Genomic DNA, 15,463 nt, shown 5'->3' with positions numbered 1-15,463 from the left:
TTATTTAAGCATTTTGTGAAAAAGATACGATGTCTGAACGTTACCAAGGACGATGCCAGATGGCACGCTTGTTCCAGTCCCTTCGAATCTCCGCCGCCCTCAGTCTCCTGGTCGGTGCCGCCTTGCTGGGGATCGTCGCCAGCCTGGGTGTGACCGGGTCCGTGGTCAACGCCTTCCGGACCGCCGCCGACACCACGGCCGCGTGGCAGGAAGCCGCCAGTAGCGGCGATGAGCTGCAAATCGACCTCCTGCAGCTTCGCCGCCACGAAAAGGACTTCCTGTTGCGAAGCGATGCGAAGTATCTGCAGAGCCATCAAGCCGCGAGCCAAGTCGCCGTGGCGGACAGCGCCAAGCTCAGGCAGGCGCTGACTGCGCTGGATCCGGCAAGTGGGGCCACCTTCGACAAGATAGATACGGAACTCGCCCACTACATCGAGGCCTTCGATGCTCTCGCCCGGACCCGCATGGCGATGGGTCTTACAAAGGACGACGGCTTCGAGGGCGGGCTCCGTGCGGCAGTCCGCGGGATCGAGGAGAAGATCAAAAGCGTCGGGAACCTCAAGCTGCGCGTTGCCATGCTGGAAATCCGCCGGTCCGAAAAGGACTTCATGCTCCGCCGCGAAGAGGAGTATCGGACGGCGGTGCTGGATAAGGCCGGCGCGTTGAAGGCCGCTATTCAAGATGAGAACCTGGGTTCGGTCGTGCCTGCGGACCTTCTCGACGCCTACGTCACCGCCTTCAGCGCCTGGGCGGACGCGGCCAAGCAGATGGTGAGCGAGCAGAAGGTCCTGTCGGAAGCGTACGCTCGGCTCGAGCCCGAAGTGGATTCGGTGGTCGACCGGGCAACCGATGGCGCTCACGCCGTCGCGGTCGAAATGGACGCCGTCGCGGCTCGGGCCTGGACCGAAATGGTCGTAGCGGGCGTGGTGATCGTCCTGGTGCTGGTGGTTTTCGGTTGGGGCATCGGTCGCACGATCTCGCGGGCGATGGCGGGCACCGCGGCTGTGGCGACTTCGCTGGCCAATGGTCACCGGGGGCTCGCCATCGGGGGCGGTGAGCTCTCCAACGAGATCGGATCGCTTTCCCGGGCCCTCGCCACGCTGCAGACCAACCTGATGGAGGCTGAGGCGCATCAGGCTCGGCAAGCGGAGATCGAAGCAACCGACCGCGCAAGGCTCGACCGGCGTAATGCGATCGCGCAGTCCTTCGTGTCGTCGATGGCGCAGATGTCGGCCCGGTTCGCGGGCGCCTCGAGCGAACTGTCGACCGCAGCACGGGATCTTTCGGCCACCGCGGAGGAAACTTCCCGGCAGGCGCAGGCGGTGTCCGGATCGGCTGAAGAAGCATCCGCGAACGTCCAGACGGTGGCATCGTCGGTGGACGAACTGGCGACCTCCGTGCGCGAGATCAGCGTGCAGGTGACCCATTCGGCAACGATTTCGGAAGCTGCCTACGCCGAAGCGATCAACTCGGCCGAGCGGGTCCGCGGACTGGCGGAAGCTGCGACGGCGATCGGCGACGTCGTGGCGCTGATCAAGGGAATCGCCGACCAGACCAACCTGCTTGCCCTCAACGCAACGATCGAAGCCGCACGAGCCGGCGAGACCGGCCGCGGCTTTGCCGTCGTGGCCGGCGAGGTGAAGGAACTGGCAACCCAGACCGCCAAAGCCACCGACGAGATCTCCAGCAAGATCCACGAGATCCAGCAGGCGACAAGCGGCACGGTGAAGTCGATCGAGGAGATCGTGCAGCGGGTGAACGCGGTGAAGACCATCGCCTCCAACATCGCCAGCGCAGTGGAGCAGCAGGGCGCGGCGACTTCGGAAATCGCCGCGAACTGCCAGAATGTGGCGATCGGCACCGGCGTGGTGACCGACACCATCTCCGGCGTGGGGCGGGCAGCGGAAACCACCGGTGCGGCATCGTCGCAGCTGATGACATTGTCGGGCGGTCTGTCGGCGCAGGCCGCCGACCTGAAACGCGTGGTGGAAACCTTCGTCCGGGATCTCGACGCCGCCTGATCGGCGCGGCCGGGGCCATCGGCCAACGCAAGGGCGCTCCCTCGGGAGCGCCCGATCAGCGTTTCGGCATGGCGATGGAGCGGCCTATGCCTTCGGGGCGGGGAGCGGCGAGGCTTTCTGCGACCCAGGTTTCGAGGCGGGCGCGGGCATCGGCGGGGAAGGGGGAGACCTTGCGGGTCTCCAGGCCGACGTGGAGGAGCATCTGCTCGGAGGTGGCGTGCAGGCGGCCGGTAGCGGCGTCGCGCAGCATCTGGAAGGTGTGCAGGCGCTTGTCGTCTACGGCCAAGGCGAGGATGTCGACGCGAAGGCGGGCGGCGGGAAGCACCTCGGCGAGATAGCGGACGTGGACCTCGGCGGTGAACACCGTCCACGGCGATTTCGGCGCATAGCCGGGGCCGACGGCGAAGTGGTCGAGCGCCCGGTCGAGAGCCCTGTCGAACATGACGTGGTAGTAGGCCATGTTGAGGTGGCCGTTGTAGTCGACCCAATCGGGTTCGACGGCAGCCGCGACCTGGAAGATCCCGTCCGTCACGGCTTCAGCCCGAGATCGAGGCGTTCCGTCTCGATGCCGTGTTCGGCAAGGAAGGACTGGACGCTGCCGTCGCCGATCAGGTGCGCCGCACCGACGGCGACGAACTGCGTGCCGGACCCGTCGAGGATCTGGCGGATCCGATCGGCGAAGCGGCGGTTCCGTTCTGTGAGCATGCGCGCATAGACCTCCGGGCCCATGTCGCGGAACTGCTCCAGGACCTCGCGGTCGATGGCTTCGGTGTCGCCGGTGAGCCAGGAGAGATACATCGACTCCATGATGGCCGGTCCGGCGTCGATGGTGTCGAGCGTGGACTGCAGAACCGCGATCTCGGCCTCCGGGCTGAGGTTGGAGAAGATCTCCAGCTGCTCGCGGGCGCTCTCGAAGGCGCGGACCGGGGTGCGGCTCTGACTGGCCATCAAGGCGAGCTGGACGTCGGGGCCGGCCTCGGAGAAGCCGGCGTCCTTCATGATCTTCTGCGAGATGGTCATCGCCGCCAGCCACGGGCGGAGGGGCTCCAACGTGGCGAAGGGCAGGCCGACCTTGTCGGCGGCGGCGCGGACGCGGGCGAGGTCCTCCGGCGAAAGGCGGGCGGAAAGCGGGCGATCGGGGCTGGTGCCGAGCGTGGCGAGCGCCACGGTGAGCGAACCGGCCTCGTCGAGCAGGTTGACCTCCATCCAGATCGAGCCGCTCTCCTTGATGGCCTCCGCGACGCGGGGGGTGAGCCAGTCGGCTTCGGGCTTGACGATGTGGAAGGTGCCGAACAGATAGATCGTGGAATCGGCGTCGCGCAGGGCCCAGAGCGCCGGCTCGGCGGTGGCGGGCAGCGGGGCGGCGGCGAGCGCAACGGCGGCGAGGCTGGCGCGAAGCGAGCCGGCGGCGATGCGCGGGGGGCGCCGCACGGCGGGCGCGGACGGGCTCGCAGCGGGGCCTTCGTGGACCAAGCTCAGCGTCTCCTCAAGGCGAAGGACCGACCCGTTGTCGTCAGAATCGCGGAGGCCGCGATTCCCCGCCGGGCTCTCACTCCGGTCCAGACCATGCGCACAAGCGGTGTCGCCGTCAAAGGTTTTGGCGTCAGGCGCGCGGGTTTGGTAGGGTCTTTGCGACATAACCGGACGGTCGAGGGACGGCTGCAATCCGGTGGGAGTGCGTGATATGGGCGTGGTGGCGAGGCTGGCGAGAAACGAGAGCGGAATCAGCGCCGTGGCGGCTGCCCTGGCGGAGCGGTTCGGCGACCGGTTCAGCCGCGCCGCGGCGGTGCGCGAGCAGCACGGGCACACGACGACGCGGATCGAGAATCAGCCGCCGGACGGGGTAGTGTTCGCGACCTCAACGGAGGAGGTGGCGGCGGTGGTGCGGCTCTGCGCCGAGCACCGCGTGCCGGTGATCCCGTTCGGCACGGGCACCTCGCTGGAGGGGCACGTGAACGCGCCGGCGGGCGGCATCTCGATCGACCTGATGCGGATGGACCGGATCCTGGCGGTGCGGCCGGAGGACCTGGACTGCACGGTGGAGGCCGGCGTGACGCGCAAGCGGCTGAACGAGACGCTGCGCGACACCGGGCTGTTCTTCCCGATCGACCCGGGCGCGGACGCCTCGATCGGCGGCATGGCGGCGACGCGGGCGTCGGGCACCAATGCGGTGCGCTATGGCACCATGAAAGACAATGTGCTGGCGCTGACGGTTGTGACGGCCAGCGGCGAGGTGGTGCGGACGGGGACGCGGGCGCGCAAGTCGTCGGCCGGGTACGACCTGACGCGGCTGATGGTGGGCTCGGAGGGAACGCTCGGCGTGATCACCGAGATCACGCTGCGGCTGCAGGGCATTCCTGAGGAGATCGCCGGGGGCGTCTGTCCGTTCCCGAGCGTGGAGGCGGCCTGCGAGACGGTGATCACGACGATCCAGGCAGGCATCCCCGTGGCGCGGATCGAGCTTCTCGACACGCTGCAGATCCAAGCGGTGAACGCCTATTCCAAGCTGAACCTTCAGGAGACGCCGACGCTGTTCGTGGAGTTCCACGGCACCAAGGCCGGGGTGGCCGAGCAGGCGGAGATCTTCGGCGGGATCGCGGCCGATTTCGGCGGCGGGCCGTTCGTGTTCGCCACGAAGGCGGAGGAGCGGACGCGGCTCTGGCAGGCCCGGCACGATGCCTATTGGGCGTCGGTTGGGCTGAAGCCCGGCTGGAAGGGCACCTCCACGGACGTCTGCGTGCCGATCTCGCAGCTGGCGGCCTGCGTGACCGCAACCCTGGACGACATCGCGGCGACGGGGCTGATCGCGCCGATCGTCGGCCATGTGGGTGACGGAAACTTCCACGTGCTGGTGCTGACCGACCCGGCCGATGCGGCGATGAACGCGGCGGCGGACGGTTTCATCGAGCGGCTGAACTGGCGGGCGATCGAGATGGGCGGCACCTGCACCGGCGAGCACGGGGTGGGGCAGGGCAAGATCAAGTACTTGCCGCGGGAGCACGGCGCGGCGCTCGGCCTGATGCGGGCCGTGAAGCAGGCGCTGGACCCCCTCGGCATCCTCAACCCCGGCAAGATCCTGGCCCGGCACGATCCCGACACGACCGGGCAAAGCGGAACACGATGAACTCGATCTACTTCGGCGTTGGCCTGACGATCATCCTGGCGCTGGCAGCGGCGCTGGTGGGGCCGTTGTTCATCGACTGGACCGCCTATCGCGCGGCCTTCGAGGAGCGCGCGGCGATCGTGCTCGGCCACCCCGTGCACGTGCTGGGGACGGCGGATGCGAGCCTGCTGCCCTATCCCAAGCTCGCCTTCACCGATGTGGCGATCGGCGATCCGGACAACCCGATGATGACGGTGGCCCGGTTCGACCTGGAGGTGGAGCTGTTCCCGCTGCTCTCCGGGCTGATCACCGTGACGCACATGCGGCTGGACGAGCCGGAGCTGACGGTGCGGGTGGCCGAGGACGGCAGCTTCGAGTGGATCACCGACAACGTCCGTGCGCCGGTCGAGCCGAACCAGGTGTCGCTCGATCGGGTGGAAATCGCCGGCGGCCGGCTGGTGCTGGAGGATGCCCGGCACACGACGCCGCTGTCGGTGGAGAACATCAACGCGCATCTCGACGCCCGTTCGCTGATCGGGCCCTACAAGCTCGACGGAAGCGTGACCGTGGACGGCGAGCCGGTGGGCGTGCGGCTATCGACCGGCACGCGCGAGGCCGACGGGGCGATCGTGCTGAAGGGCGTGATCACGCCGGCCAACCAGCCGGTGAGCTTCGGCTTCGACGGCAAGGCTCGGGTGGAGGAGAACCGCCCGAAGTGGGAAGGCACGCTGCAGCTTTCCCGCGTGATGGAGAAGACCGACCAGGACACGGTGCCCTGGCGCGTCGAGGCGAAGGCGGAGGCGGATCCCGCCCGGCTGCTCGCCAAGGAGCTTGAATTCCACTACGGGCCGGAGGACCGGCCGTTCACGATCACGGGCGCGGCGACCGTCGACTACCAGGCCGAGCCGGTGTTCGACGCGGTGCTTTCGGCGCGGCAGCTGGATCTCGACCGCACGCTGGGTGAGGGGCCGGACAAGCCGGTGGTGTTCGGGACGATGCTGAAGGCGCTGTCCGGCACGATCGCCGGTCTGCCGCGGCCGCCGATCCCCGGGCGGATCGGCTTCGACATCCCCGGCATCGTGGTGGGCGGCAGCATCGTCCAGAACCTCCGGCTCGATGTTTCGACCACCGATACCGGTTGGCACGTGGAGACGCTGGAGGCAGCGCTGCCGGGGCGCACCGACGTGGTGGCGCAGGGCATGGTGACGGTGGACGGCGAGCTGTCCTTCGAGGGAACGTTGGCTGCCGCGTCGGAACAGCCGGTGACGCTGGTGTCGTGGTGGCATCCCGGCCGGCCGGCGACCAAGCTGGACGCCTTCCGCGGGCGGAGCCAGATCGGCATTTCGGCCGGCGGGGTGACGCTGAAGAACCTGGAGGCGTCGATCGGACCGGCGGAGGTGACCGGCGAGGCCGGGTTCGTGCCGTCCAAGGGCGGGCGGCCGCCGCGGCTCTGGTTGGCGCTCGACGCGGACAAGCTGGACGTGGCGCAGGTGCAGGCGATCGCTGGGCTGACGTCGGGCGAGGACGGCTCAAGTCCGTTCGCCGGAGCCGACGTGGACGTGGAGATGACGGCGAAGTCGCTGACGGCCGGCGAGGCGCGGGCGGAGGGTGTGGACGTTCGGGCGACGCTCGCCGGCGGGTCGCTGTCGGTGGACCGGCTGGCGATCCGGGATCTCGCGGGCGCGCGGCTGTCGGCGGCGGGGACGGTGACCAACCTGTCCACCACGCCGGACGGATCGCTGCAGGCGGAGATCTCGGCGGAGCGGCTGGACGGGGTGGTAGCCCTGATCCGGGCGCTGGCGCCCGGGTCGGAGGCGGCACGAATGATGGCGACGGCCGCGCCGGTGCTGGCGCCGGCGAAGCTGACCGCCGTGGTGCAGGCGCGAGGCGGGGAGAGTTCCACCGACCTTGGCGTGACGCTTGAAGGGTCGGCGGGCGGTTCGCAGATGACCGGCAAGCTGGCTTTCGCAGGGCGGGTTGACGCCTGGCACGATGCGACGGTGGACGTCGACGTGGCGCTGCAAGGGCCGGACGGCGCAAGGCTGATGCGCCAACTCGGCTTCGCGGTGGCAGACAACGGCGCGCCGGGGGGCGGGCGGCTGGACGTGGCGGCGGAGGGCGTTCCCGCGCGCGGCCTTTCGTTCAGGGCGAACGGCTCGCTGGGTGGGACGGCGCTCAGCGTTTCCGGGACGACGGTGGCGGAAAAGAACAAGGCGCCCCGGGTGAGCTCGACGGTGGAGCTTTCGAGCGAGGACGTGGGGCCGATCCTGGCCCTGGGCGGGAACCTGATGGCGGACCTCCTGGCGACGACTCCGGTAGACCTTGCCGCCGAGGTGGCGGTGGACGGGGCGAAGGTACGGATCGCGCAACTGAAGGGCACTGCCGACGGGCAGCCGGTGAACGGCGACATCGGTGTGGACTTCTCAGCCGACCGGCCGCGGGTGACGGGGACGCTGTCGCTGGCGTCGCTTTCGCTGGAGGGGCTGGGGGAACTGGCGCTCGGGCCGGGCACGCTGGCGATGCCGATCGTGGAGAGCCGCAACCCGTGGCCGGAAGCACCGTTCGGGGCCGGGGCGATCGACGGCATCGACACGGACGTTTCGCTGAGCGTGGGGCGGGTGGAGCTGCCCGCTGGGCTTGCGCTGGACAACGCGGCTTTCGCGGTGCGCAACACGGCCGCGAGCCTCGGCTTCGACGAGATCAAGGGCGTGCTCTCCGGCGGGACGGTGGAGGGCGCCGTTTCGGTGAAGCGCGACCTGGAGGGCAGCGCCGCCGTCGACGGCCGGTTCCGGCTGGCGGGAATTCCGGCCGAGGCGCTCGCCTGGAGACGGGACGACCGGGCGGTGGTTTCCGGAACGGTGGACGCGGACTTCGACATGGCCGCGAACGGGCGGACGGTGGCGGGGCTGATCGCCTCGCTGGGTGGCGGCGGAACGGTGCAACTCGCCGACGGGGCGATCCGATCGATGAACCCGAACGCCTTCTCGGCGGTGATGCGCGCCGTGGAAGGCGGGCTGGACCTCAACGACGAGAAGATACGCGAGGTGTTCACCGCCAACATCGACAGCGGAGACCTCGCGTTCGAGCGGCTGGAGGCGGCCTTCACGCTGGCGGCAGGAACCTTGCGGGCGCCCAACATCGCGGTGACCTCGGCCGGAGCGACCACATCAGGCACCGGAACGGCGGATCTTTCGCGTTGGACGGTGGAGAGCGACTGGCAGTTTTCGATCGATCCGGGCCTCGACAAGGTGACCGGGGCGGTGCCGCAAGTGGCGATCCTGTTCCGCGGGCCGATCGACGAGCCGCGGCGGAGCGTGGATGTGACTGCGTTCGCCGCCTACCTGACGCTGCGCTCCTTCGAACAGGAGGTGCGCAAGGTGGAGATCATGCAGGCCGACATCCTGGAGCAGGAGGCGCTGCGCCGAGGCATCGCCCGCACCGAGGAGGAGGTGACGCGCCGGATCCGAGCCGAGGAGGAGGCGCGGCTGAGGGCCGAAGAGGAGGCGCGTCGGGCCGAGGAAGAGGCGCGGCTCCGAGCGGAGGCCGAAGAGGCCGCGCGGGTGCAGTCGGAGCGACGCGCGATCGACGAGGCGGCGCGGCTGGAGGCGGAACGCCTTGAGGCCGAACGGCTTGCGCGCGAGGAGGCGGCGCGGCTGGAGGCGGAGGAGGCCGCACAGATGGAGGCCGAACAGCGCGCCATCGAAGAGGCGATCCGCCAGGAGGCCGAGCGCCTCGCAGCCGAAGGCGCGGCGCGTGCCCAGCCCTCGGACGGTTCGCTGCAAGGGCTCGACACCTCGCCGTTCGGCGATCCTCCTGCCGACGGGCTGCCGGCGGGCGACCGCGACGGCATCGAACAGCGTGCCCTGCCGCCGCCGGAGGGCGCCGACGCGGCCGGCACCGCTGAATCGCCGGACGACTTCTTCGCGCGGATCCAGCGGAGCCTGAAGGCGCAGCAGGACGCGGACGGCGCGCTGCCGGGCGTGAGCGTTCCCGCGCAGTAGGGCGAGGGCACCCTGGCGGGACGGGAGGGCCGGTCGCGGCCGTCTTCCGCCGGCCGAACCTATCGCAAGAAAGCCGTGATCCGGAGTCACCCAAGGCAAGCGGAGACTTTGCCGCCGTGCGCCCGTGCGTCGCCACGGGCCGCCGGCGCAGCTTGAGGGGAACCGGACCATGCGCCTTGCCTTCGTTGCCACGCTTCTTGCCGGAAGCGCTCTTGCCGGACCGGCGTTCGCAGCCGACGGTGACATCCGGACGGTGGTGCTCTCCTCCGGCGGGCTCGCCGAGATCACGCGGCAGGCCGAGGTGGGCGGCGGCACGACGGAGGTCTCCATCGAGGTGCCGCTGGAGCAGGTCGACGACGTGCTGAAGAGCCTCGTCGTCCGCGACCCCAAGGGCGGGGTGGCCGGCCTGCGGCTCGGCGGCCCCGATACACTGGCCGAGACGTTCCGCAGCATGCCGTTCTCGCCGGAGGACCTGGCGTCCGTCGCGGGGCTGGCGAGGGGGCTGCAGGGGACGGAGGTGTCTGCCACCAGCGGCGGGCGGACGGTGAGCGGCGTGGTCCTCGGCGTGTCGGAGCGGCGCGAGAAGGACGAAGCGACGGTTCAGGTGCTGTCCGTGTTGACGAAGGACGGGACGGTGGAGGCGCTGGCGCTGGGGCCGGATGCCTCGGTGGCGGTGCTGGATCCGGCGATGCGGGAAAAGCTTGCACGGGCCACCGCAGCGCTCGGCAAATCCAAGGCCGACGGGGCGCGGACCGTGGTCGTCGGTCTGACCGACGGGCCGAAGCGGACCGTGGCGGTGTCCTATGTGGTGGCGGCGCCGATCTGGAAGACCGCCTACCGGGTGGTGACGGGGACGGACGGGTCGGCGCGGCTGCAGGCCTGGGCCGTGGTGGAGAACGCCACGGCGGACGACTGGAAGGGCGTTTCGGTGGTGCTCTCGTCCGGTGCTCCGGTGACCCTGCGGCAGCGGCTGCACAGCCTCTACTGGCGGGACCGACCGGAGGTGCCGGTGGATGTGGCCGGCGTGACCGCGCCGCCGCCGGACACCGGCCCGACCGCGGTGGGCGGCGCGCTGGGCCGGCTGGCGCAGGATGCGGCGAAGTCGGCCTTCGCGGCCGCTCCGGCGCCGATGACGGAAGCGGCGGAGATGGCGATGGACATGCCGATCTCGGCGGCGGTGCAGACGACGGCGGCCGTCGAGGGGGATGTGGCGGCGAGCTATCCGCTGCCGGCGCCGGTGGATCTTGCGGCGGGAGAGACCTTGAGCGTGCCGATCGTCGACCGGGAGATCCCGGCGGAACGGATCGGCCTCTACCGGCCGCAGAGCGGCAGCCCGCACCCGGTGGCGGCGGTGATGCTGACCAACGACACCGGGGCGGCGCTGCCGCCAGGCATCCTCACCGTCTACGACGGGCGCGACGGCTACGTGGGCGACGCGTCGATCCTGCCGTTCCCGGCGGGCGAACAGCGGATGGCGAGCTTTGCCGCCGACCGCAAGGTGACGGTGCGGGAGGAGCAGACCGGTGACCAGTCGATTGCCAGCCTGAAGGTGGTGGACGGGATCGTAGAGGCGACCTACGGCGTGGTGAGCACCACGACCTACCGGATCAAGGGCGCCGCCGACGGCGAGCGGACGATCGTGATCGAGCATCCGGCGCGGGACGGCTGGACGCTTTCGGTGAAGGGCGGGGAGGAGATGGCGCGGACCGCGACCCACAACCGGCTGAAGGTCAAAGTGCCGGCTGGCGCGACCGCGGCGGTGGAGGCGGTGGAGCGGCGAACGGACCTGACCCGCCTGATGCTCGCCGATGTGGACCAGGCGACGCTGGAGCTGTGGTCGGAGACTGCGCCGGACGAGGCGATGCGAGAGAAGCTGGCCGAACTGATCGCCGCCCGGCGGGAGGCGGCGGCGGCGGAAAGCAAGCTGGCCGAGATCGACGAGAGGACCGCTCGGATCGTCGACGACCAAGGACGCCTGCGGCAGAACCTGTCGGCTGTTCCCTCGGGCAGCGAACTTGCCGAACGGTATCTGGCGAGCCTCGCCGGCACGGAGGACGAGCTCGGCCGGCTGGCCGACGAGCGGGGCGGCGCGGAGACGACGCTGCGCAGGCTGCGGGACGCGGTGGACGCCGTGATCCGCTCGTTCTGAGGCGAGGGACAAGTCCGGGCCGGCCGGATCGACCGGCCCGGAGGGACGCCCTACTCGATGCGGACGGCGGCGAAGCGGAGTTCGCCGGCGGGGTTGGCGAGGAGCAGGAGGGCGGCCTTGCGGCCCATGTCCTTCAGCTTCTTGACCGCAGCCACCACGCCCTCGGCGGTGGTGACGCTCTCCTGGGCGACCTCGACGATGGTGTCGCCGGCCACGATGCGCTTCTCGGCGGCGGGAGAGCCGGCCTCGACGGCGGTGACGACGACGCCCGCCTTCACGGACTCGCCGATCTGGAACTGGGTGCGGGCCGCCTCGTCGAGAGCCCCGAGGGTGAGGCCGAGGACCTTCTCGGCGGGCTTCGGGGTGTCGGCGTCGGGCTTGTCCTGGGCCTGGGCGGCGGCGAGCTTCTCGCCTTCCTCCAGGCGGCCGAGGGTGACCTTGACGATCACCTCCTTGCCCTTGCGGATGACCTTGACGTCGACGGCCTGGCCGATCGGGGTGTTGGCGACGAGGCGGGGGAGCTCCCGCATCTCGCCGATCGGGCGGCCGTTGAACTCGACGACCACGTCACCGGCCTCGATGCCAGCCTCGGCGGCGGGGCCGCCTTCGGTGACGCCGGCGACCAGCGCGCCGCGCGTGGAGCCGATGCCGAGGCTCTCGGCGAGGTCGTCGGTGACCTGCTGGATGTTGACGCCGAGCCAGCCGCGGCGGGTTTCGCCGAAGTTGCGGAGCTGGTCGACGACGCCGGTGGCGATCTCGGTGGGGATGGCGAAGCCGATGCCGATGGAGCCGCCCGACGGGGAGATGATGGCGGTGTTGATGCCGACCACCTCGCCGTTCATGTTGAACAGCGGGCCGCCGGAGTTGCCGCGGTTGATGGCGGCATCGGTCTGGATGAAGTTGTCGTAGGGCCCGGAGTTGATGTCGCGGTTGCGGGCGGAGACGATGCCCACGGTGACGGTGCCGCCGAGGCCGAAGGGATTGCCGATCGCCATCACCCAGTCGCCAACGCGCAGGCCGGCACTGTCGCCGAAGCGCACGGCCTTGAGCGGCTTGGTGGGCTTGACGCGGAGCACCGCGAGGTCGGTCTTCAGGTCGCGGCCGATGATCTCGGCGGTGAGCTTGGAGCCGTCGGAGAAGTTGGCGACGATCTCGTCCGCATCCTCGATGACGTGGTTGTTGGTGACGATGATGCCGGAGGCGTCGATGACGAAGCCGGAGCCGAGCGACTGGACGCGGCGGGGGCCGTTGCCGTTGCCGCCGGGCTCACCCGGGCCGCCGCGGCCGGGGTTCTGCTGATCGAAGAACTCGTCGAAGAAGTCCTGGAAGGGGGAGCCCTCGGGCACCTGGGGCAGGGGCACGGAGCGCTGCTCGGAGACCGTTTGCGAGGTCGAGATGTTGACCACCGCGTCGAGCAGGTCCTCGGCGAGGTCGGCGACCGATTCGGGGCCCTGGGCCGTCGCCTGAGCCATCGCCGGGGGCGCGACCACGAAGGAAGCGCCGAGGATGGCCGCGGAAAGAACGGCGGCCAGGGGCCGACGCAGCGACATCGGGAATGCGTTCATCAAGGCCATAGGCCGTTCACCTCCAAACGAACCAGGGCGCCGCCGACGCGCGCCACCCGCTCATGCCATACCGGAAACCAGCGTATCGCCAAAAATGTGGCGCGACATTCCCCTGTCGACCTCCGCTGACGGAAAATTGCGCGCGCGGAGCAGAAAAGCGCTCCGTCGGTCACCGCCGTGGCGATCAGCTGCGCGCCAGCCAGACGATGATCACGCCGACTGTCATGGCGGCGATGCCGCCGATGCGCAACGTGGCCTCGGGAACACCGATGATCTCGCGCAGGCCCTTCTTCATCAGCGCGGGAGCCGCCGCATAGAGAACGCCTTCGATGACGGCGACAAGCCCGAGGGCGGCGACGAAGTCGTTCATGCCGGCTCTTTCCGCAGGTCGAACGCGATCGTCGGACGATTGCGGGACCGTTCAGTGTCTTGGCGCCCGCCCGAGCGGGCGATCGCGGGGCGGAGCCCGGCCGGGTCGACCGGCCGGGCTCGCGTCGTCAGGGCGTCGTCGGCGCCGGAGCCGGGGCGGTCGCCTGCGGGGCAGGGGCAGCCGGGGCAGCCGGGGCCGGGGCGGTCGCGGCCGGAGGCGCGGCGCCGGGCGCGTCCGAGGAGTTGAAGAAGCGGAAGAACTCGGAAGTTGGCGACAGCACCATAGTGGTGCCGCTGCCGGCGCCGAGCGCCTCGCCATAGGCCTGCATCGAGCGGTAGAACTCGAAGAAGGACGGGTCCAGCGAGTAGGCTTCGGCGAAGATCCGGTTCTTTTCCGCGTCGCCCTCGCCGCGCAGGAAGTCGGCGTCGCGCTGGGCCTCGGCGACGAGCACGGTGGCGGCCCGGTCCGCCTCGGCGCGGATGCGCTGGGCTTCCTGGGTGCCTTCGGCGCGCAGCTCGGCGGCTTCGGCCAGACGCTCGGATCGCATGCGGTCGAAGGTCCGCTCCAGCACGTCCTCGAGGAGCTCGGTGCGGCGGATGCGCAGCTCGACGATGGCGATGCCGAGCGAGGCGGCTTCCGGACGGACGAGGTCGGAGACCTCGCGCATCATTTCGGCGCGGGCGGTGGAGAGCGCCGCGTCGAAGGAGCGCGAGCCGTAGACCCGGCGAAGCGCGGAGTTAAGCCGCGTGCGCAGGCGGTCCTCGGCGAAGACCTTGTTGCCGGACACCGACTCGCGGAAGGAGCGGGCGTCGACGATGCGGTAGGTGGCGAAGGCGTCGACCAGGTAGGGCGAGCCGTCGTTCACCTGGACGACGTTGTTCTCCAGCTCCAGCGTCTGCAGGCGCTTGTCGATGATCTGGACGGTGTCGACCATGTTGGTCGGCACCTTGAAGTAGATGCCCGGATCGGTGATGACGCGCTGGATCTCGCCGAAGCGGAGCTGGATGGCCTGGTCGCGCTCGGTCACCACAAAGGTGGCGGAGTAGACGACGAGGAGGGCGATCGCCGCGACGATCAGCGTGAGGGGAAAGGCGATGGCGCGCATCAGCGGGCGACCTCCCCTTCGGCGGCCGGGGCACGGCGCTGCAACTCGGGCAACGGCAGGTAGGGGACGACGCCGGAATTGCCGGCGCTGTCATCGACGATGACCTTCTCGGAGCTGGCGAGCACGCCCTGCATGGTTTCGATGTAGATGCGGCGGCGCGTGACGTCCGGGGACTTGGCGTATTCCTCGTAGACGTCGCGGAAGCGCTGGGCCGAACCGGTGGCCTGGGCGATCACCTGTTCGCGGTAGCCGCGGGCGGCCTCGCGGACCTGGGAGGATTCACCGCGGGCGTCGCCGAGGCGCTTGTTGGCGTAGGCCTGGGCGTCCTGCTGGAACTTGTCGCGATCCTGTCGGGCGCGCTGCACCTCGGCGAAGGCGTCGGCCACTTCGCGCGGGAAGTTGGCGCGGACGATGTTCACGGAGTTGACGGTGATGCCGGCCTCCTGGGCGTCGAGGGTCTGCTGGATCAGCGCCTTGATCTGATCGGGCGCGGTCTGCAGGCCGGAGGTGCGGAACTCGTCGGCGCGGGTGCGGGCGACGTATTCGCGCATCGCGGATTCGGACAGGATCCGGACCAGCTGCGGCTGCTCGGACACCTTGAAGAGGTAGTTCACGGGGTCGGAGATGCGCCAGAGCACGGAGAACTCGACGTCGACCAAGTTGCGGTCGCCGGTGAGCATGATGCTGTCGGAGGCGCCGCCGTTGCGCGAGCCGCCGATGTTCTCCTGGTTCTCCTTGAGGACCTGGGGCTTCTCGACGGTTTCGATCGGCCACCAGTGGAAGTGGATGCCGGGATCGTTGATCTCGGGCTTCACCTCGCCGAAGCGGAGTTCGACGCCGACTTCGTCGGGCTGGACCACGTAGACGCTCTCGTAGAGCCAGAAACCGAGCACCGCGAGGAGAATGAGGGGGGCCGCCAGACGGCCGGAAGAAGCGCCGCCGGAGCCGCCGCCGCCCGGCAGGACACGGCGGAGCCGATCCTGGCTGCGGCGCAGAAGCTCTTCCAAATCAGGCGGGCTACCGCCTCCGGATCCGCGTGGAGGCTGGCCCCATGGACCATTGCCGCCTCCCTTCCATCCGCCGCCGCTCTGGTTGCTCCAAGGCATAGGCCCGTGTTCCTCTCGTCTGAAGCGTTTTCGTGTTGGTCTC

10 protein-coding genes are annotated in these 15,463 nt (G+C 69.9%); 4 read left to right on the top strand and 6 right to left on the bottom strand.

Annotated features, from left to right (window positions below):
- Positions 1–59: 59 nt before the first annotated feature.
- Positions 60–2,021, top strand: coding sequence for a methyl-accepting chemotaxis protein (locus tag HZ321_RS21500; protein WP_194304011.1), 1,962 nt, complete (start codon positions 60–62; stop codon positions 2,019–2,021).
- A 55-nt stretch (positions 2,022–2,076) separates the two neighbouring features.
- Here HZ321_RS21500 and HZ321_RS11655 read toward each other — a convergent pair whose 3' ends face one another.
- Both HZ321_RS11655 and HZ321_RS11650 read right to left on the bottom strand, forming a co-directional pair.
- Positions 2,077–2,553, bottom strand: a complete 477-nt coding sequence (locus tag HZ321_RS11655) for a thioesterase family protein (RefSeq protein WP_342343841.1) — start codon at positions 2,551–2,553, stop codon at positions 2,077–2,079.
- Positions 2,550–3,494 carry a TraB/GumN family protein gene (locus HZ321_RS11650; protein WP_181702511.1) on the bottom strand — a complete coding sequence of 315 codons (945 nt, stop codon included), beginning with the start codon at positions 3,492–3,494 and terminating at the stop codon, positions 2,550–2,552. The genes HZ321_RS11655 and HZ321_RS11650 overlap by 4 nt, the downstream gene beginning before the upstream one ends.
- A gap of 211 nt (positions 3,495–3,705) precedes the next feature.
- Here HZ321_RS11650 and HZ321_RS11645 point away from each other — a divergent pair, with 211 nt between their 5' ends.
- The 3 genes from HZ321_RS11645 (at position 3,706) to HZ321_RS11635 (ending at position 11,274) form a co-directional block, all read left to right on the top strand.
- Complete coding sequence (locus HZ321_RS11645) at positions 3,706–5,145, top strand: FAD-binding oxidoreductase (RefSeq protein WP_181702639.1); 1,440 nt, start codon at positions 3,706–3,708, stop codon at positions 5,143–5,145.
- Positions 5,142–9,125 carry an AsmA family protein gene (locus HZ321_RS11640; RefSeq protein ID WP_181702510.1) on the top strand — a complete coding sequence of 1,328 codons (3,984 nt, stop codon included), beginning with the start codon at positions 5,142–5,144 and terminating at the stop codon, positions 9,123–9,125. Before HZ321_RS11645 ends, HZ321_RS11640 begins: the two co-directional genes overlap by 4 nt.
- 169 nt (positions 9,126–9,294) lie before the next feature.
- A complete protein-coding gene (locus HZ321_RS11635; RefSeq protein WP_181702509.1) occupies positions 9,295–11,274 on the top strand; it encodes a DUF4139 domain-containing protein in 1,980 nt (659 codons plus the stop codon).
- A 50-nt stretch (positions 11,275–11,324) separates the two neighbouring features.
- Here HZ321_RS11635 and HZ321_RS11630 read toward each other — a convergent pair whose 3' ends face one another.
- The 4 genes from HZ321_RS11630 to hflK all read right to left on the bottom strand — a co-directional run bounded on the left by HZ321_RS11630 (position 11,325) and on the right by hflK (position 15,420).
- Positions 11,325–12,839: a Do family serine endopeptidase gene (locus HZ321_RS11630; RefSeq protein ID WP_206682775.1), complete on the bottom strand. Its 1,515-nt coding sequence runs from the start codon at positions 12,837–12,839 to the stop codon at positions 11,325–11,327.
- A 184-nt stretch (positions 12,840–13,023) separates the two neighbouring features.
- The gene (locus HZ321_RS11625) at positions 13,024–13,209 is read right to left on the bottom strand and encodes a DUF2065 domain-containing protein (protein WP_181702507.1); all 186 of its coding nucleotides are present in this window, start codon (positions 13,207–13,209) and stop codon (positions 13,024–13,026) included.
- Positions 13,210–13,336: 127 nt separating this feature from the next.
- Complete coding sequence (gene hflC / locus HZ321_RS11620; protein ID WP_181702506.1) at positions 13,337–14,314, bottom strand: protease modulator HflC; 978 nt, start codon at positions 14,312–14,314, stop codon at positions 13,337–13,339.
- Positions 14,314–15,420 (bottom strand): FtsH protease activity modulator HflK, encoded by a 1,107-nt coding sequence (gene hflK, locus HZ321_RS11615; protein WP_181702505.1) that lies wholly within the window; start codon positions 15,418–15,420, stop codon positions 14,314–14,316. Before hflK ends, hflC begins: the two co-directional genes overlap by 1 nt.
- Positions 15,421–15,463 lie beyond the last annotated feature (43 nt).

This window comes from Chthonobacter albigriseus (assembly GCF_013839445.1).
GTDB classification, from domain to species: Bacteria; Pseudomonadota; Alphaproteobacteria; order Rhizobiales; family Pleomorphomonadaceae; genus Chthonobacter; species Chthonobacter albigriseus.
Note: the sequence above shows the minus strand (reverse complement) of the source record. Positions and strands in the feature narration are given on the sequence as shown.

Excerpts from the sequence above, each read along its gene's own strand:
- HZ321_RS11635 (WP_181702509.1), top strand. The coding sequence starts at position 9,295 with ATGCGCCTTGCCTTCGTTGCCACGCTTCTTGCCGGAAGCGCTCTTGCC.
- HZ321_RS11630 (WP_206682775.1), bottom strand. The coding sequence starts at position 12,839 with ATGAACGCATTCCCGATGTCGCTGCGTCGGCCCCTGGCCGCCGTTCTT.
- hflK (WP_181702505.1), bottom strand. The coding sequence starts at position 15,420 with ATGCCTTGGAGCAACCAGAGCGGCGGCGGATGGAAGGGAGGCGGCAAT.
- HZ321_RS11625 (WP_181702507.1), bottom strand. The coding sequence starts at position 13,209 with ATGAACGACTTCGTCGCCGCCCTCGGGCTTGTCGCCGTCATCGAAGGC.
- hflC (WP_181702506.1), bottom strand. The coding sequence starts at position 14,314 with ATGCGCGCCATCGCCTTTCCCCTCACGCTGATCGTCGCGGCGATCGCC.
- HZ321_RS21500 (WP_194304011.1), top strand. The coding sequence starts at position 60 with ATGGCACGCTTGTTCCAGTCCCTTCGAATCTCCGCCGCCCTCAGTCTC.
- HZ321_RS11645 (WP_181702639.1), top strand. The coding sequence starts at position 3,706 with ATGGGCGTGGTGGCGAGGCTGGCGAGAAACGAGAGCGGAATCAGCGCC.
- HZ321_RS11640 (WP_181702510.1), top strand. The coding sequence starts at position 5,142 with ATGAACTCGATCTACTTCGGCGTTGGCCTGACGATCATCCTGGCGCTG.